Source organism: Nocardia sp. NPDC058633 (assembly GCF_042717045.1).
GTDB lineage: Bacteria > Actinomycetota > Actinomycetes > Mycobacteriales > Mycobacteriaceae > Nocardia.
This window is the reverse complement of sequence record NZ_JBHXRA010000002.1, coordinates 71,108-90,825: the sequence shown is the minus strand read 5'-3', so window position 1 is coordinate 90,825 and position 19,718 is coordinate 71,108. Positions and strand designations below refer to the sequence as shown.

The 19,718-nt window shown below is 66.8% G+C and carries 5 protein-coding genes; 4 read left to right on the top strand and 1 reads right to left on the bottom strand.

Going from position 1 to position 19,718, the window contains the following annotated elements; translation table 11 throughout:
• Nucleotides 1–14 precede the first annotated feature (14 nt).
• Nucleotides 15–1,427: a phytoene desaturase family protein gene (locus ACFWUR_RS02500; protein ID WP_378900727.1), complete on the top strand. Its 1,413-nt coding sequence runs from the start codon at nt 15–17 to the stop codon at nt 1,425–1,427.
• Between the two features lie 187 nt (nt 1,428–1,614).
• Here ACFWUR_RS02500 and ACFWUR_RS02495 read toward each other — a convergent pair whose 3' ends face one another.
• Nucleotides 1,615–2,043, bottom strand: coding sequence for a pyridoxamine 5'-phosphate oxidase family protein (locus ACFWUR_RS02495; RefSeq protein ID WP_378900724.1), 429 nt, complete (start codon nt 2,041–2,043; stop codon nt 1,615–1,617).
• 370 nt (nt 2,044–2,413) lie between these two features.
• Here ACFWUR_RS02495 and ACFWUR_RS02490 point away from each other — a divergent pair, with 370 nt between their 5' ends.
• The 3 genes from ACFWUR_RS02490 (at nt 2,414) to ACFWUR_RS02480 (ending at nt 19,716) form a co-directional block, all read left to right on the top strand.
• Nucleotides 2,414–2,941, top strand: a complete 528-nt coding sequence (locus tag ACFWUR_RS02490; protein WP_378900721.1) for a CAP family protein — start codon at nt 2,414–2,416, stop codon at nt 2,939–2,941.
• Nucleotides 2,942–3,112: 171 nt separating this feature from the next.
• The gene (locus ACFWUR_RS02485; protein ID WP_378900718.1) at nt 3,113–3,721 is read left to right on the top strand and encodes a DUF3558 family protein; all 609 of its coding nucleotides are present in this window, start codon (nt 3,113–3,115) and stop codon (nt 3,719–3,721) included.
• Nucleotides 3,722–4,545: 824 nt separating this feature from the next.
• Nucleotides 4,546–19,716 (top strand): amino acid adenylation domain-containing protein, encoded by a 15,171-nt coding sequence (locus tag ACFWUR_RS02480; RefSeq protein ID WP_378900715.1) that lies wholly within the window; start codon nt 4,546–4,548, stop codon nt 19,714–19,716.
• Nucleotides 19,717–19,718 lie beyond the last annotated feature (2 nt).

Here is a 19,718-nt window from a genome sequence, read left to right as displayed (position 1 = left end):
CGAAAGGAAAGTCGATGACAACGGCGACAGTGGTCGGCAGTGGCCCCAATGGACTGGCCGCGGCTATCACCCTGGCCCGTGCGGGGGTGGCGGTGACAGTCCTGGAAGCGGCGGACACGATCGGGGGCGGCACCCGCTCGAGCGAGGCGATCCTGCCCGGTCTGCTGCACGACCACTGTTCGGCCATCCACCCGATGGCCGTGGGCTCGCCGTTCCTGCGGCGCATCGACCTGCAACGGTACGGATTGCGGTGGGCGTGGGCAGAACTCGACTGCGTCCATCCGCTCGACGACGGCACGGCCGCAGTGCTGCATCGCTCGGTCGCCGAGACCGCCACGGGCCTGGGGGCCGACGAACGGCTGTGGCGCGCGCTGTTCGAACGCCCGGTCGCGAACTACGACGAGATCGGCGCCGACATCATGCGCCCCCTGCTGCGGATTCCCCGCCATCCGATCCGCCTGGCGCGCTTCGGTATTCCAGCGACCGCGCCGGCCGCGCTGCTGGCGCGAGCCTTCCGCACCGAAGCGGGACGGGCGCTGTTCGGCGGTGTCGCCGCACACGCCTTCCACCCCCTCGAGCGCCCGTTGAGCGCCAGCATCGGGCTCGGCATCCTGACGGCGGGGCACCGATACGGCTGGGCGGTCGCGGTCGGCGGGTCCCAGCAGATCGCCGACAGCATGGTCGCGGTTCTGGCCGATCACGGCGGAAAGGTCGAGACCGGCGTCCGTGTGCGCTCCCTCGCCGACCTGCCGCCGTCCGACATCACCATCTGGGACCTCGCCCCGACAGCGGTCGCGGAGATCCTCGGCGACCTACTCCCCACACGAATTGCCCGCGCCTACCGCCGATTCCGGTACGGCCCCGGCGCTTTCAAGGTCGACTTCGCCGTCGAAGGTGGCGTCCCGTGGGCCGGCGAGGCCGCCCGCCGCGCGGGCACAGTGCACTTGGGTGGCTCCTTCGCCGAGATCGCCGCGGGCGAACGCGACATCCATGCGGGCCGAATGCCGCAGCGTCCCTTCGTTCTGGTGGGCCAGCAGTACCTCGCAGACCCTCAGCGCTCCGCGGGGACGGTACATCCGGTGTGGACCTACGCGCACGTTCCCCACGGTTACACCGGTGATGCCACCGAAGCGATCATCGCCCAGATCGAACGCTTCGCGCCAGGCTTCCGGGAGCGCGTAGTGGGCCTGACCACCCGCACCACAACAGAATTCGCCGAATACAACCCCAACTACGTCGGCGGCAACATCATGACCGGCGCCAAGAACATCCCCCAACTGTTGTTCGGACCCCGAAAAACCTTGCAGCCCTATGACATCGGCCTGCCCGGTCACTATCTGTGCTCGGCCGCGACCCCGCCAGGCCCCGGCGCGCACGGCATGTGCGGTGCCAACGCGGCCCAACGCGCACTGCGGCGGACGCACTGACAGGTGTCGATGGTTGCGGGCTTGTCCTGTCTTCTCGTCGTAGCAGCGCTGCACTACCAACCGCCACAACATCTTCGTCGGTGGTTCGGAACCCCGAACCGGTCGGTGCCACCGCAGTCGACGATCTCCGATCAACCAGGCGCACCCAACTGCGCCGGCGCTCTTGTGAGTGGCGGGAAAATGGCCGTCACATCATGTACCGGCTGACCTTCTCCGGCTCGATGGTGATGCGCACCCAGTCCTCGGCCAGCATCGCGGTGAGGTCGTCGGCTCGGCCGTCGTCGTCGAGGTCCCAGTAGCGAGCGGCCAGGCGGGAGAGCAGATCGTGGGCTCCGTCGGGTGAGACGGTGGTGTGGCCGGCGACGGAAACCCAGCGCTCGCGTTCACCCACGGGGGCGGCGACGACGATCGAGGCGCGAGGGTCGCTCCGCAATCGCGAGACCTTCACCGAATCCGGGTGGGTGAACAGTTGGATCGTGGGCTCGGTAGTGACCTCGAACCACACCGGCCGGGGTTGGGGCGGTGTCGGCCCGGCGGCCACGGTCAGAAACCCGTAGAGGGGGCGGCCGAGGAACTCGATGTCTCTGGCAGTCAGCGAATGTGCGTCGGTGTTCATCGTGGTCCCTTTCCGGAGGATGTGGTGCGAGGGTGGCCGGGTTGATCCACTGGCATCGGGTCGGGCGGTTGCCGCTGCCAGGTTCGGGTCGCTGCTGCCAGCCCGCTACCTAACGGCGTCGACGATGTGTGCGGAGCCGCAGACCTGCGGGTTCGAGGGTGAGGGTTATCCGCGGGTGTCCGGTCCGGGCTTCATCGGGGCGGTGTTTCGTCGGCGGTTCCGCCAGCAGCCACGGTAGGGTGATCGCCGAACATCTGAGCGCTTTTGCCGGATTTACCGGTGGTCTTCTGCTGAATCGTTGGCTTCCTGCTCGTCTCGCCTACTCACCCGGGAGATCGGTATGCGTTGTGGACGGTTTTTGTCGGCTGGTGTGGCTGTGCTGATGGCCGCCGCGCTCGGCGGGGCGGGTGAGGCCACCGCCGGAGTGGACTCCACCTGCGGCGGGGCGTCGTTCGCCCAAGATATGCTCAACGCCCACAACACGTACCGGGCAAAACACGGCTCGCCGAAGATGGTGCTCGATCCGGCGGTGTCGGCTTCGGCCCAGAAGTGGGCCGAGAATCTGGCCAACACACAGAATTTCGCGCATTCGAAGGGCTCGGGCAACGGTGAGAACATCGCTGCTATGTGGGGCGGTAGGCACACCGGATACTCGGCGACGAAAGCCTGGTACGACGAGATCAAGGACTACAACTTCGACACACCGACCGGGTTCTCTCTGCAGACCGGGCATTTCACACAGGTGGTCTGGAAGGCCAGCACGAAGCTCGGGGTCGGGGTCGCCTGCAACACCGGCGGACGAGGTGGGCAATACGTCGTCGCCCAGTACAACCCGGCCGGCAACATGATGGGCGACAACAACCAGCACTTCCGGGACAACGTGCAGCGACTCAGGTAGCCGTCCGTCCCGGACGTGCTGCGGTCGTGGTGCGCGCGCTGTCGGCAGGCAGCGCGATTCGGGCATTCGGCTGCTTCGGGATCGTTGCTGCCGCACCGGAAACGGTGTCGGAGAGGCGATCTGTGCGCCAAGGAGCGAGCTCTGGTTTCATTGTGGTGGGAGGGATGTCTGATGGCGATAGGTTCCTGTGCCCGCCCGTGGTGGCTGGGATGGTCGGCGGTGGGGATGGTTGTCGTAGCGACAGCCGGGTGTGGCATCGGTGTCGGCTCGGAGCCGGCGGCAGTGACGACGGCGAGTACACCGACCTCGCAAGCTCCCGCGTTGGCACCGCAGCCGTGGACCTTGGCCGATCTCACCTACCATCCGTGCAGCGTGCTGGACAGCGAGGATCTCGCGCGTTTCGTGCTCGACCCCGCCGCTAGAGCCGACACACCCCCGCAGGATTTGCCCGCGTGTTCGTGGTTCTCGATCCAGACGTCGCTGTCGGGGAGTTTCAACATCCGATTCGAACCGGCCGAAAGCGACCTCACCGATCTCGCGCAGCGCAGGGTGACGAATCCGTCCGAACAGCAAATCACGATCACGGGGCAGCGCGCGGTGTTGAAACCCGAGGTTCGTCCCGATGGCCGAAACGGCAGCTGCAGTGTGCGCGTAGCGGTGCCCTCCGGTGGCTCGTTCTACCTCGGGACCGCCGCGCCGGGGATCGCTACCGGCGTCGACTGGGACGTGTGCGCCAAGACCATCGACATCGCCACCGTCATCTCCGCGCGCCTACGCTGAGTCCATGCGCGGTGAGGTGTGCCGCGCCGGCACCGCGGTACTCGCGACGCCGTCGCCGAAGCGCCGATGCGGTGGCGTGGGTGCCGCGGCCGGAGTCGATGTTCCGGTCGTGCCACGAGGCGGTGTACGAGGTAATCGGGGCCGCTGCCGCACAGTTGCTGACATATCGATAGCGCTCGGATGCCGTGGTGGAAGGGGTCGAGGGTGTTCTGATCGTTACCGTCCGGTTTCATCTCCACAAGGGTGCGCCGCCCGATGGGCCGGTCGGCCGATACGATTTCACGGCCTGGGCGAGAGTGAGCGAACCGGCCATTCGGTATGGCCGAAATTTACGTGTCATGTAATCGCCGGGACGCTGAATAGTTACCACTTCGTCCGGCGAATTAGGCGGTAGTACATCGAGATTTGCGCGAACTGAGACATACTGATCGGGTGAGCTGCGACATGATTCCGGGGCTTCGGCTTCAGAGCCGGTCGATCGACTGTCCAATTTTCAACAGTTCGGCCAGTAGTGATCAAGTGTCCATTTTGGAAACCCGGTCGATGGGTGTGTCGGCCGAGGCTTTTCGTCCCGACGTCGCCGCCTGTGGCCGCGACGTGATCCACCGGATCCCGGATGGTTCGAGCGAGTGCGTGCCGCCGTGCCATCCGAGCTGCTGCCGCTGGGTTCTCAAGCAACGCAACAGTTTTGGTGTACAGCACTGCTTACCGTCGGTGTGTGGGACGGAGACCACCACCGTCGTATGAGTCCTGCTCTACGTACGTGATCGGCCGGCCGACGATCAGTATCGCTCAGCCAAGGTGATAAGCGAGGGGAAACTGCCATGCGACCCGGTAAGAATTCATTGCTGCGCAATCTCACTTCGATTCAGAAAGAACTGTGGCTGGCCCACGAACTCTCCGACACTCCCAACAACTGCATCGTTTATGTCGACATCCGTGCCGAGTTGGAACTCGGCCGATTTGTCGACGCGCTCCATCGAGTGTTCGCCGAATCGGAATCGCTCGCAGTGAATTTCGTCCACGATGCCGATGGGCCGATGCAGGTTCAGCGTGAAATCGGTGATTGGGCGCCGACATCTCTCGACCTCACCGACCGAGACGATCCTGAATCAGCCGCGCTCGAATTCATGTCCCGAGAACGTGAGCGGGGTTTCGATCTGGAGCTCGACCCGTTGCTGAGAGTGGCATTGCTCAAAATCGGTGCCGAACAGTACTTGCTGTCGATGTGCTTCCACCACATCATCATGGACGGCGTCGGCGTAGCCACCTGGGCGCAGCGAGTGCTCGATGTCTACTGCGCCTCGGTGTGCGAGACCCCCGTCGCACCAGCCGGATTCGTGAGCATCGACGATGTCCTCGACAGTGACCGGTCCTACCGTCGCGACCAGCAGTCGGTCGATCGTGCGTACTGGAGCCGACAGATCCCGGCCGAGATCGACCCGCTGCGACTTCCGGGCAATGCCGAGAACGGTGCGAAGCCAGGGCGAGTCGGTTGCACACGCAGTGTCTCCGGTGCGGAACTGGAGGACTTGTTGGGCGCCGCGGAATCGATCGGTGTCCGGCTGCCGTATCTGTTGATGTCGGTGGCGGCAGCCGCTATTGCCCGGCATTCGGCGCGAGACGAATTCTGCGTGCAGATGCCGGTGTCCAATCAGATGGCGATTGCCCGGCGAACTCCGTGTCAGCTCTCGGATACTGTGCCGCTGCTGGTGAATTCGAGCCGAAGCCTCTCGCTGGGAGAGCTCGCCGAGCGGATCCGGGACAGCGTTTCCAGCGCCAAAGATCATCTGCGCTACGGGATGTCGAACATCCGCCGAGATCTGAAGTTGTCCGACGCTCAGGCTGTCGCTCTCGGTCCGGTCGTCAACATCATGTCGTTCTTCGGTGCATTGCGGATGGTGGGCGGTGCCGCCGATCTCCAGCTCTTCTCGGCAGGCAGCAGCGGCGATCTGTCGATCGTGTTCTATTACGAACGACAGGCTTCTCGGGGTGGCTACCTGCGGTTGGAGGGGGACGCGCAGCTCTACACCGAGGATGATCTGCACGGCTATCTGGCATCGATCGCTCGCTACCTCGAGCAGGCGGTAGCCGACCCGGCAGCCCCGATCGGGGCGGTGGACCTGCTCGGTGCGGAGCGCGCCAGGGTGCTCGGGATGTGGAACGACACAGCAGTCGCGGTCGAACCGGAGGCCACCCTGCTCGGCTTGTTCGAAGACCGGGTGTTCCAGGTGCCGGAGTCGGTGGCGGTGGTGTCCGGTGGGGTGGAAGTGTCGTATCACGAGCTCGACCGCCGAGCTGAACAGGTCGCGCGAACGCTGATTTCGCACGGTGTGCGCCCGGACAGTGTCGTGGCGGTAGCCCTGCCGAGGTCGGTGGAGCTGATCGTGGCGATCGTGGCCGTGGTGAAGGCCGGTGGCGCGTTTCTGCCGATCGACCCGACGTATCCGCCGGAGCGGCTGGCGTTCGTCCTCGGCGACGCCGCACCGGTCGCGGTCCTCACCGACTGCGCCACATCGAGAACGCTGCCGGACAGTGGTGTTCCGCGGATCCTGCTCGAGGAAGCGGAGGCGACCCCGACCGGTCCCGCCCGCACCGTGACGCCACGGCCCGACAACCTCGCGTACCTGATCTACACCTCCGGATCCACCGGAATACCCAAGGGCGTCGCCGTCACCCAGGGCAACGTCGCGTCGCTGTTCCTGAGTACCGCGCAGTGGTGCGAGTTCGGCGCCGATGATGTCTGGGCGTGGTGTCACTCCGCGGCATTCGACTTCTCGGTGTGGGAGATCTGGGGCGCACTCCTGCACGGTGGCCGGGTGGTGGTCGTGCCGTGGGACGTGGTGCGTACCCCGGCACAACTGTGGGAACTGGTGATCGACGCGGGGGTGACGATCCTCAATCAGACGCCGTCGGCCTTTCACGCGCTGGCCGAAGCTCGCGCGGTCGGCGGCAACGCCGATTCCGCGCTGCGCACGGTGGTGTTCGGCGGCGAAGCTCTCGATCCCGCCCACTTGCGGAGTTGGTATTCCGCCGACGGCGGCGAGGGGCCGACGCTGGTCAATATGTACGGGATCACCGAGACCACTGTGCACGTGACGAAACTGGAACTGGTTGCGGCACAAGACACTCGGGGCGGCAGTCCGATCGGGACGCCATTGGGCAATATGCGGGTGTTCGTGCTGGATTCGGGATTGGCGCCGGTCCCGGTGGGCACCGCGGGTGAGTTGTATGTCGCCGGTGCGCAGCTCGCCCGCGGCTATCGAAACCGAGCGGGACTGACCGCGGCGCGGTTCGTCGCGGACCCGTTCGACGCGTCCGGAGGCGGTCGGTTGTATCGCACCGGCGATGTCGTGCGCTGGACCGCGAAAGGCGTGCTCGAGTTCGTCGGTCGTGCCGATGACCAGATCAAGCTTCGTGGTTTCCGGGTCGAGCCCGGCGAGGTCGCCACCGTGCTCGCTCGACATCCCGCGGTGTCACGAGCGGTGGTGGTCGCGCGAGACATCGACGGCGGCAAGCAGTTGCTCGGGTATGTGGTGACCGACCGCGGCGCCGACGGCGCGGTCGCGCTCGGCCGGGAGGTGCGTCGGTTCGCGGCCGAACGGCTGCCGGAGTTCATGGTGCCCGCGGTGGTGACCGTGATCGACTCGGTGCCGTTGACCGCGAACGGGAAGCTCGATCGTGCCGCGCTGCCGGATCCGTCGATGGTGTCGTCGTCGCGGTACCGTGCGCCGCGCGGCGACCGGGAACCGGTGTTGGCCGGGCTGTTCGGCGAAGTACTCGGCCGTGACCGGGTCGGGGCGGACGACAGCTTCTTCGAACTGGGCGGACACTCGTTGTCCGCGACTCATCTGATCAGCCGGATTCGGGCGGTCCTGGGGATCGAGGTCCCGATCCGGACGGTGTTCGACGCGCCGACTGTGGCGCGGTTGGCGGCCCGGCTCGATACCGGTGTCCGGGTGCGCCCGATGCTGTCGGCCAGGCAGCGTCCCGAGGTCGTTCCGTTGTCGTTCGCGCAGCGGCGATTGTGGTTCATCCACCGACTGGAGGGGCCTTCCGCCACCTACAACGTCCCGCTGGTGGCACGGCTGACCGGCGCCTTCGACGCGGCTGCCTTCGCCGCCGCGATCGGCGATGTGGTTGCCAGGCACGAGAGTTTGCGCACGGTATATGTCGAAACCGACGGCGTCCCTGCCCAGCAGGTAATGGATATCGACAGCGTCGAGGTGCCGACAACCGTCATCGACATCGATCCCGCCGAGGTGGCGGCGGCCGTCGCCGAGGCGGCGCGATACCCGTTCGACCTGTCCGCGCAGCTGCCCATCCGGGCCAGTGTCTTCCGGTGTGGTGCGCAGGACTGGACGCTGGTGCTGTTGATCCATCACATCGCCGGGGACGGCTGGTCGGCGACCACGCTGTTGCGGGACTTGTCGGCGGCTTATGCCGCGCGCCTCGAGGATCGCGCGCCGGGGTGGTCGCCGTTGCCGGTGCAGTACGTGGATTACGCGTTGTGGCAGCAGGAGTTGCTCGGTGCGCCAGATGATCCGAAAAGCCTACTGGCGCAACAGTTCGAATATTGGCGTGCGGAACTCGACGGCCTGCCCGAGCAGTTGCGATTGCCGATCGACAAGCCGCGTCCGCGGGTGGCGAGCTATCGCGGCGACATGGTCGTCTTCGAGATCGACGACGAGATCCGTAGCGCGGTACAGCGCTTGGCCGCTGAGTCGGGCGCGACGGTCTCGATGGTGTTGCAGTCGGCTTTGGCCGTGCTGTTGTTCAAAGTCGGTGCCGGCGAAGACATCCCGATCGGGACACCCGTTGCCGGCCGTACCGACGACGCGCTGACCGAACTCGTCGGCTTCTTCGTCAATACCTTGGTTTTGCGGGCCTCGGTCGTTCCGGGAGCCTCGTTCGCCGAGATTCTCACCCAGGTGAGGGCGAAAGCGCTGGCGGGGTACGAGAATCAGGACGCACCCTTCGAGTTGCTGGTGGAGTTGCTCAACCCCGCCCGTTCGGCGGCCCATCATCCACTGTTCCAAGTCCTGCTGACCTTGCAGGACGACCCGCTGCCCGCGCTGGCCCTCCCCGGCGTCGAGGTCGAATCCCGCACGCCGTCCACCACCACGTCGCGATTCGACCTGACCTTCGATATCGGCGACGGCCCGACCGGCTGGGACGGCTTCATCGAATACGCCACCGAACTGTTCGATCGGTCCACGGTCGAGGCGTTGGCGGCGAGGTTGGTACGGATACTGCGCCAGGTCGCGTTCGCCCCGGACATCCTGGTGGGGTCCATCGACGTTCTCGACCCCGACGAACGAGAATTGTTGTTGCACAGGCGCAACGGCACCGCCGTGCCGCTCGGTGAGCACTCCACCGTCGTCGAGTTGTTCCGGGCGCAGGTCGCTGCATCTCCGGACGCGGTGGCCGTTGTCCGCGCGGACAGGCAGCTGACGTATCGGGAGCTCGACGACCGTGCTGATCGCCTCGCCCAGCTACTGATCGGACAGGGCGTCGGCCACGGTGTCGTCGCCGCTGTCGCGCTGCCCCGGTCCGTGGACCTGATCGTGGCATTGCTCGCGGTGTCGAAAGCGGGCGGCGCGTATCTGCCGATCGATCCGGCCTATCCCTCGGATCGGCTGGCGTTCATCCTCGCCGACGCCGCCCCCGCCGTCGTCCTGACCGATGCCGCCACCGCACCGGTCCTGCCCCGCACCGCGACGCCGCCCTTGCTCCTCGACACACTCGCGATCGACGAGGTGGCTGCGCGCCACCGGTCCACCACGGTGCGTCCAGCCGAACTGGCCTATCTGATGTACACGTCCGGCTCGACCGGTGTGCCCAAAGGCGTTGCAGTCACCCACCGTAACGTCGCCAATCTCGCGTCGCAGCGGTGGTCTGCCGGTCCCGGCGAGCGAGTCCTCGTGCATTCCTCGATCGCGTTCGATGCCTCGACCTACGAGATCTGGCCCGCGCTGATCAGCGGTGGCACCCTGGTCATCGCCGGTGAGCAGCGCTCGGACCCGGCCGAGATCGCCGAACTCATCGCCGAACACGCGGTGACCAAGATGTTCGCGACACCGGCCCTGCTCTCGGCAGTGCTCGACTACGCGGCATCGCTGCCAGAGAACTCTTTTCAGAGCCTGACGCACGTGATCGTCGGCGGCGCGGAACTTCCCTCTGGCTTGGTCGGTCGCCTGAAGAGCCACGTCGGCGATGTCGTGGTCGCCAATGGTTATGGACCGACCGAGACCACCGTCTTCGCCACGATGTTCACGGCCGACGGGCGCGCGACCGGCCGAACCTCGGTGCCGATCGGGTCTCCCTTGGCGAATATGGCTGCCTACGTGCTCGATTCATGGTTGACGCCGGTGCCCGTGGGAGTCCCCGGCGAGTTGTATGTGGCCGGTGACCAGGTCACGCGCGGCTATCACGGCCGCCCCGCGCCCACCGCGGAGCGATTCGTGGCCGATCCGTTCGACCCGGCGGGTGGTGGCCGGCTGTATCGAACCGGAGACGTGGTGCGCTGGACCGCGGCGGGTGTGCTGGAATTCGTCGGGCGAGCCGATAACCAGGTCAAGATCCGAGGATTCCGGGTCGAGCCGGGGGAGGTGGCAAGCGCGCTCGCGCAGCATCCCTCGGTGTCCCAGGCGGTCGTGATCGCACGTGATACCGACACCGACGGTAAACAATTGATCGGCTACGTGGTCGCCGAACCGGCCGACTCTGTCGGCGACAACGGACCAGCCCTTCTCACCGGCGAGGAAGTGCGCCGCTTCGCCGCCGATCGATTGCCGGAGTTCATGGTGCCTACGGTGGTGACGGTCATCGAGACGGTGCCGTTGACCGCGAACGGGAAACTGGATCGCGCGGCCTTGCCGGAACCGGAACTGGTGTCCTCGGCGGGGTATCGGGCGCCGGGCACCGAGTGCGAGCGAGCACTGGCCGAGTTGTTCGGCGAAGTACTGCGACGCGAGCGAATCGGCCTGGACGACAACTTCTTCGAATTGGGCGGTCATTCGCTGCTGGCGACCCGACTGGCCAGCCGGATCCGGGCCGTCATGGGGGTCGAGGTCCCGATCAGGACAGTGTTCGACGCACCGACCGTGGCCCGATTGGCGACGCGGCTCGATACCGGCGTTCGGGTGCGTCCGATGCTGTCGGCCAGGCAGCGTCCCGAGGTGGTTCCGTTGTCGTTCGCCCAGCGGCGGCTGTGGTTCATCCACCGGCTCGAAGGGCCGTCGGCCACCTACAACATGGCCCTCGCGGTCCGGCTGCGTGGACTGGATTCGTCGGCGTTGCGCGCCGCGATCGGTGATGTCGTCACCCGGCACGAGAGCCTGCGCACCGTCTTCGTCGACGTCGACGGCATGCCATCGCAACGGGTGCTCGATGCCGACAGCGTCGAGGTGCCGTTCGCGGAAACGCAGGATTGCGCCGACCTGGACGCGGCGGTGACCGCCGCCGCGCGGTACGGATTCGACCTGTCCGACGAGATTCCCATCCGCGCCAGCGTTTTTCGGCACAGCACCGACGAGTCGGTGCTGGTCCTGCTGATCCACCACATCGCCGGTGACGGTTGGTCGCTGACACCGTTGTTGCGCGATCTGTCGGCGGCGTACACGGCACGCCTGCGGGACCGGGCGCCCGCCTGGGCGCCGCTGCCGGTGCAGTATGTGGACTACACGCTGTGGCAGCGGGATTTCCTCGGATCGGCGACCGATCCCGACAGCGTGTTGGCTCATCAGTTCGAATACTGGCGCACCGAACTCGACGGTCTGCCCGAGCAGTTGCGGTTGCCGATGGATCGGCCACGGCCACGGGCGGCGAGCTACCGCGGCGACACGGTGCCGTTCGAGATCGACGCCGAGACACGTCTCGTGGTGCAGCGGCTGGCCGCCGGTACCGGCGCGACAGTGTCGATGGTCTTGCAGTCGGCCTTGGCGGTGCTGTTGTTCAAACTCGGTGCGGGGGAAGATATTCCGATCGGCGCCCCGATCGCAGGTCGCACCGACGACGCCCTGACCGACCTGGTCGGCTTCTTCGTCAACACCTGGGTACTGCGCACACACGTGGAACCGGCGGCATCGTTCACCGAGATCCTGGACCGGGTACGGACGAAAGCCTTGGCCGCCTACGAGAATCAGGACGTTCCGTTCGAGTTGCTCGTCGAGTTGCTCAACCCCACCCGCTCGGCGGCCCACCACCCACTGTTCCAGGTGTCCTTGGCCTTTCAGAACAACACGCTGCCCGACCTGCGGCTGTCCGGGGTCGATGTCGAGCCCTACCCCGCGTCGCTGGCGGCCTCACGATTCGATCTGTTCTTCAATATCGCCGACGCGCCCGCCGGTGCCGGGTGGGACGGATTCGTCGAGTACGCGACGGAGTTGTTCGATCGGTCCACTGTCGAGACGATGGCGACCCGATGGGTGCGGTTGCTGCGGCAGATGGTCGCGGATCCGAGTGTTGCGATCGGGGCGATCGACGCCCTCGACGGGCGCGAACGCGCGCTGGTGCTCGATGGCTGGAACGCCACCACCGTCGCTGTCCCCGACACCACCCTGGTCGGCCTGTTCCAGGCACAGGTCGGTCGAACCCCGGATGCGGTCGCGGTGGTCTGCGCCGACACCGAGCTCACCTACCGCGAATTGGACTCTCGTGCAGCTCGGTTGGCGCGCTCGCTGGTTTCGCAGGGGGTGGCGCCCGACACCCTCGTCGCCATCGCGTTGCCTCGATCCGCGGAGCTCATCGTGGCACTGCTCGGTGTGTTGAAGGCCGGTGGCGGGTATCTGCCGATCGATCCGGCCTATCCGTCGGACCGGCTGGCGTTCATCCTGGCCGACGCCGCGGCGGTCGTCGTCGTGACCGACCCGGCCACTGCGCGGGAGTTGCCGCCCACCGGGGTGCCGCACGTCCATCTCGATGACACCGATCCCGACGAGGCGCAGCCGCGCTGCGATGTCGTGGTGTCACCACAGAATCTGGCCTATGTGATCTACACATCCGGTTCCACCGGTGTGCCGAAAGGCGTGGCGATCACCCACCGCAACGTGGTGAATATGGTTGCCCAGGCATGGCCGGTGAACCCGGGTGACCGCGTGCTCGTGCATTCGTCGGTCGCCTTCGACGCCTCCACCTACGAGATCTGGCCCGCGCTGTGTGGTGGCGCCGGTGTGGTGATCGCCGGTGAGCAGCGTTCGGATCCGGTCGAGATCGCGCGCTTGGTCCAGACCCGATCGGTGACGGCGATGTTCGCGACACCGCCGTTGCTCTCGGCCTTGCTCGAATACGCGCAAACCCTGCCGGACAACCCGTTTCGGAGCGTTCGGCAGGTGAACACCGGTGCTGACACGCTCACCTCGGGACTGGTGCGCGCGATGAAATCCGGGTTCGCCGACGCCCGGATCGAGAATCTGTACGGTCCGACCGAGGCGACGGTCGACGTGACGAGCTTCGCCGTTCCCAGCGATGCGGACGAAGCGGGCGCGACAGTGCCGATCGGCGTGCCGGTCGCCAATACCCGGGTGTACGTACTGGATTCATGGCTGGCACCGGTCCCTGTCGGGGTGGCCGGTGAGCTGTACGTGGCCGGTGCGCAGCTGGCCCGCGGCTACCACGGGCGGGCCGGGCTGACCTCGACGAGATTCGTCGCCGACCCGTTCGACCCGCTCGGTGGTCGGCTGTACCGGACCGGCGATGTGGTGCGCTGGAATGCCGGCGGCCAGTTGGAGTTCGCCGGCCGCAGCGATGACCAGATCAAGATCCGTGGCTTCCGAGTCGAACCAGGCGAGGTCGAAACCGTACTGGCACAGCATCCTTCGGTCTCCCGGGCAGTGGTGGTCGCGCGTGACACCGATACCGGCGGCAAGCAACTGGCCGGGTACGTCGTCGCCGACCGGTCCGGGCCCGCCGTGGGGGAGGACGAGTTGGTCGGCCAGTGGCGTCGGATATACGACGACCTCTACTCCGGAACCGACATCGGCAACGACGACAGCGCCCGGTCCGACGTCGAGCCCGCACCCGAGTTCGGTTCGGATTTCGGTGGCTGGAACAGCAGTTACACCGGTGCGCCGATTCCGTTGGAACAGATGCGGGAATGGCGGTCGGTGACGGTCGATCGGATTCGTGAGTTGGATCTCGGCCGGGTGCTCGAGATCGGTGTGGGGTCGGGGTTGTTGATGTCGCAGGTGGCGCCGGAGTGCGAGGAGTATTGGGCCACAGACTTGTCCGGGGCCACGATTTCGGCGTTGCGTGAACAGTTGGGGGAGCTCGACACCGACTGGGTCGACCGCGTGGTGTTGCGCGCGCAGGCGGCCGACGACATCGAGGGGCTGCCGAGCGGCTATTTCGACACCGTGGTGTTGAACTCGGTCGTTCAGTACTTCCCGAGTGAGAGTTACCTGCGGACGGTTCTGGAGCGGGCGTCGGGGTTGTTGGCTCCAGGTGGTGCGGTGTTCGTCGGCGATGTGCGAAATTTCGCGTTGCTGACGGAGTTCGCCACGGCGGTACAGGTCAGGCGCAATGGAGGGGACGATCCGGTCGCGGTGGGTGATCGGGTTCGGCGCGACATCGCCGCTGAGCAGGAGTTGTTGCTGGCGCCGGAGTACTTCTCCGGATTGTGCGGTGTGGCAGGCGGATTCAATGCCGTGGATATTCGCCTCAAGCGCGGACTCTCGGTGAACGAGTTGACGCGCTACCGGTATGACATCGTCCTGCGCAAGTCCGCGGCGCACCCCTTCTCGGTCGCCACCGCGCCGAATGTCAACTTCCGCGATCAGGATTGGTTGAGCACACTCTTGTCCACTCGCCATTCCGACGGCATCCGTGTCACCGGCATTCCGCACGCCGGGCTGACGGACGAGATCGAAGTGACACGGCGAATCCAGGCGGGCCTGCCCGGCGTCGACACCCTCGACGTCGGTTCCGAAGGGCTGCTCGATACCAGCACAGGGCCGGGCCTGCTGCCGGAGGATCTGTACGAGCTCGGCAGGCAACACGGCTACACGACGGCCGTGACCTGGTCCGCCGAGCCTGGCCTGATGGATGCCGTGTTCGTCGAACCCGAAGCGACGCGGGGCCGTCCACTGACGGACGTGTACCTCCCACCGGCCACCAAGGGCTCTCCCACCGGATACGCGAACAACCCGCGAGCGGGTCTGCTGGCCGCCGATGTGCGTCGCTGGGCGGCCGAACGGTTGCCGGAGTTCATGGTGCCCGCGACGGTGACGGTGCTCGATTCGATGCCGCTGACCGCGGGCGGCAAACTCGATCGCGGCGCGCTCCCCGATCCGGAGTTCGCCGCTACCAGGCAGTACCGCGCGCCCGACACCGAGCGCGAGCGGGCCCTGGCCGATCTGTTCGCCGAAGTCCTCGGCCTCGACCGGGTCGGCGCCGACGACGACTTCTTCGCACTGGGCGGCCACTCCCTGCTGGCCACCCGCCTGACCAGCCGTATTCGGGCGGTCCTCGGCGTCGAGGTGCCGATCCGGACCGTCTTCGACGCCCCGACGGTGGCGCAACTGGCGACCCGGCTCGACCCCGGTGCCCAGGTACGCCCGGCACTGTCCGCGCGGGCACGCCCCGATGTGGTTCCGCTGTCGTTCGCGCAGCGGCGGTTGTGGTTCATCCACCGGCTGGAAGGCCCGTCGGCGACCTACAACATGCCGTTGACGGTCAGACTGACCGGCGCGTTCGACGCCTCGGCGTTCACCGCGGCGGTCGGCGACGTGATCGCCAGGCACGAAAGCCTGCGGACGGTATTCGAGGAAACCGACGGTGTCCCGGCCCAGCGGGTGCTCGCCGCCACCGATATCGACGTTCCGGTCACGGTGACCGATATGCACACCACAGTCGTCGATCACGGCCAGTTGGCCGCGGCGATGCGGTACGGATTCGATCTGTCCTCGGAACTGCCTATCCGCGCCAACGTGTTCCGCCACGGCGTCGACGACTGCGTGCTGGTGTTCTTGATCCACCACATCGCCGGTGACGGCTGGTCGATGACACCGTTGTTGCGAGACCTGGCGAAGGCGTACGCGGCCCGGCTGGAATACCGCGCACCGCAGTGGCCGCCGCTGCCGGTGCAGTACGTGGACTACGCGTTGTGGCAGCAGGAATTGCTGGGTTCGGCCACCGATCCGAACAGTGTGCTGTCTCGCCAGTTCGAGTACTGGCGGACCGAACTCGACGGGCTGCCCGAGCAGTTGCGATTGCCGATGGATCGGCCGCGCCCACGCGTGGCGAGTTATCGCGGCGACATGGCGCTGTTCGGGATAGATCCCGAGACCCGTGCCGCCGTCGAGCGATTGGCGAGTCGCGAGGGCGCGACGGTGTCGATGGTGTTGCAGTCGGCCCTGGCGGTGTTGTTGTTCAAACTCGGTGCCGGGCAGGATATTCCGATCGGTTCGCCGATCGCGGGCCGCACCGACGACGCCCTGTCGGATCTGGTCGGCTTCTTCGTCAACACCTGGGTGTTGCGTGCCGCGGTCGCGCCGGCAGCCTCGTTCACCGAAGTCCTCGCCCAGGTCAGGGCGAAGGCGTTGGCCGGGTACGAGAACCAGGACGTGCCGTTCGAACTGCTCGTCGAATTGCTCAACCCCGCTCGTTCGGCAGCGCACCACCCGCTGTTCCAGGTGTCGCTGGCATGCCAGAACAACACGCTGCCCGCCATGGAACTGTCCGGCGTGCGGTTCGAGTCCTACAACGCGTCCATCGCGGCGGCGCGGTTCGACCTGTTCTTCAATATCGCCGACGCGCCGGCCGGCGCCGGGTGGGACGCCTACGTCGAGTACGCGACGGAGTTGTTCGATCGGTCCACCGTGGAGTCGATGGCGGCGCGGTTCGTTCGGATTCTGCGCCAGATCGCCTCGGCTCCGGACAGCCCGGTGGGTTCGATCGATGTGCTCGATGCCGAGGAGCGCGAGCGGGTACTGCGGCGGTGGAACGACACCGCCCACAACATCGTCGACACCACTGTCGTCGACCTGTTCCAGGCACAGGCCCGACGAACGCCGAATGCGCTCGCGGTCGTCTGCGGTGATACCGAACTGACCTACGCCGAGCTCGACCTTCGGGCCGACCGGCTCGCCCATTCCCTGGTCTCGCGCGGGGTGGGGCCCGACAGCATCGTCGCGGTGGCGTTGCCCCGGACCGCGGAACTGATCGTCGTCCTGCTCGGCGTGCTGAAGGCAGGCGGCGGGTATCTGCCGATCGACCCGGCCTACCCCTCGGACCGGCTGGCCTTTGTCCTCGCCGACGCCGCACCGGTGGTCGTGGTCACCGATTCGGCTACCGCGAACGTGCTGCCGCACCGGGCAGAGCACCTCCTCTGCTCGGACACGGCTGTTGTGCCCGACGACGTCGGCCGGGTCGTCGGTGCCGCACCACAGAATCTGGCGTACGTGATCTACACGTCCGGTTCCACCGGTGTGCCGAAGGGCGTCGGCGTCACCCACCGCAACGTGGTGAACCTGGTCGCTCAGGCATGGGCGATCAACCCGGCCGATCGCGTGCTGGTGCACACCTCGATCGCCTTCGATGCCTCCACCTATGAGATCTGGCCCACCCTGACCGGCGGTGCGACGGTGGTGCTCACCGCCGAGCCGCGCTCGGACCTGGCCGAGATCACCCACCTGGTGCGATCCCGGTCGGTGACCAAGATGTTCTCGACACCGCCCATGCTCTCGGCGCTGCTCGATCACGACGAACCCCAGCTCGACAACCCCTTGCGGAGTCTGCGCGAGATCATCGCCGGTGGCGCCGAGCTGACCGCGGCTCTCGTACACCGGCTGCACGCCGAATACCCCGACGTCCAGGTGATCAACGGTTACGGGCCCACCGAAACGACAGCGTGTGTGACCGACTACCACGCGGGCGGCGAGGACGACGGCGCCGTGCCGATCGGTGTTCCGGTGACGAATACCCGCGTGTTCGTGCTGGATTCGTGGTTGGCGCCGGTGCCTGTCGGCGTGGCAGGCGAGTTGTACGTGGCGGGAACACAATTGGCGCGCGGATACCAGGGACGCGCGGGGCTGACCTCGTCGCGGTTCGTCGCCGATCCGTTCGACCCGGACGGTGGTGGGCGGCTGTATCGCACCGGCGACGTCGTGCGCTGGAAGGCCGACGGCGTGCTGGAGTTCGCGGGCCGGGTCGATGATCAGGTGAAGATTCGCGGGTTCCGCGTCGAACCGGGCGAGGTCGAAACTGTTCTCGCGCAACATCCGGCGGTGTCTCGCGCTGTGGTGGTGGCGCACGGCGGCGACGTCGGCGGAACCCAGCTGGTCGGATACGTGGTCGCCGACCGGGCGGGCCCGGTCATCGGCGAGGACGAACTGGTGGGGCAGTGGCGCCAGGTATACGACGACGTCTATGCCGCCGACGGCGCGAACCTCGAGCGCGCGACTACGGGTTTCGGCGCCGATTTCGGCGGCTGGAACAGTAGCTACACGGGGGCGGCGATTCCGTTGGAGCAGATGCGGGAATGGCGCTCGGCCACCGTCGACCGGATTCGCGCCCTGCGGCCGGATCGGGTGCTCGAGATCGGGGTGGGCTCGGGGCTGCTGTTGTCGCAGTTGGCGCCGGACTGCGCCGAGTACTGGGCGACGGACTTCTCGGCCGCGACCATCAGCACGCTGCAACAGCAACTGGACGCACTCGACGCGGAGTTCGCTGGTCGAGTGTCGCTCAGCGTCCGCGCGGCAGACGAGGTGGCGGGGCTGCCGGAGAACTATTTCGACACCGTGGTGGTGAACTCGGTGGCCCAGTACTTCCCGGGCGAACGCTATCTGCGGCGAGTGATCGAGCAGATTTTGCGACTGCTCGCTCCCGGCGGCGCGGTGTTCATCGGCGACGTACGTAACCTGGCATTGCTGGAGCAGTTCACCACCGCCGTGCAGGTCACCCGTGAGGGTGGCGACGACCCCGCGGTGGTCGAGGACCGGGTCCGCCGCGACATCGCTGCGGAGAAGGAACTCCTGCTGGCACCGGAGTACTTCCTCGCGCTGGGTCGCGAGCTGGGAATCGGCGCTGTCGATATCGAGCTCAAGCGTGGCTTCTCGGTCAACGAGCTGACCCGATACCGCTACGACGTCGTCCTGCGAAAGCCCGCCGAGGAGCCGCTCTCGGTCGCCGAGACCCCGAGAGTCGCGTTCTGCGACCGGGATTCACTCGACACGCTGCTGCGCGACGGACATCCCGGTGGTGTTCGCGTCACCGGGATCCCGCACGTCGGACTCATCGGTCAGATCGCGGTGGCGGACCGGATCCGGGCCGGGTGTCCGGTGTCGGCCGGTGAGCGGACCGTCTTGCTCGGCGCCGGTTTCGAAGCAACCCTCGACGCTGCCGACCGGCAGGGTGACGGGCTGTTGCCCGAAGACCTGCACGCGCTGGGCCAGGAACTCGGATACCGGACCGCGGTCACCTGGTCGGCCGAGCCCGGCCGGATGGAGGCGGTCTTCCTCGAAGCCACCTCCGCGCAGGGGCGAGCACTGACCGATGTGTACCTGCCGTCGGCCGCCGTGGGCGAGCCGGGCGAGTACGCCAACAACCCGCAGGACACGTTGCTTCCTGCCGGAGTCCGCGCGTTCGTCGCCGAGCGATTGCCCGATTACATGGTGCCCGCGGTGGTGATGGTGATCGACTCGGTGCCGCTGACCACCAACGGCAAGCTCGATCGCGCGGCGCTGCCCGCCCCGGAATGGGTGTCGGCCGGCAAGTATCGGGCCCCACGCTCCGACCATGAACAGACCCTGGCCGAACTGTTCGCCGAGATATTGGGCGTGGGCCGAGTCGGCATCGACGACAGCTTCTTCGCCCTCGGCGGGCATTCGCTGCTGGCGACTCGACTGACCAGCAGGATCCGGTCGGTGCTCGGCGTCGAAGTACCGATCCGGGTGATGTTCGAGGCTGCCACCGTGGCCGAACTCGCCGCCAGGTGGTCCCAACTGGCTCCCACTCGGCGACCAGCTCTGCGCAGGATGAATCGAGAGGTGAGCTAGTC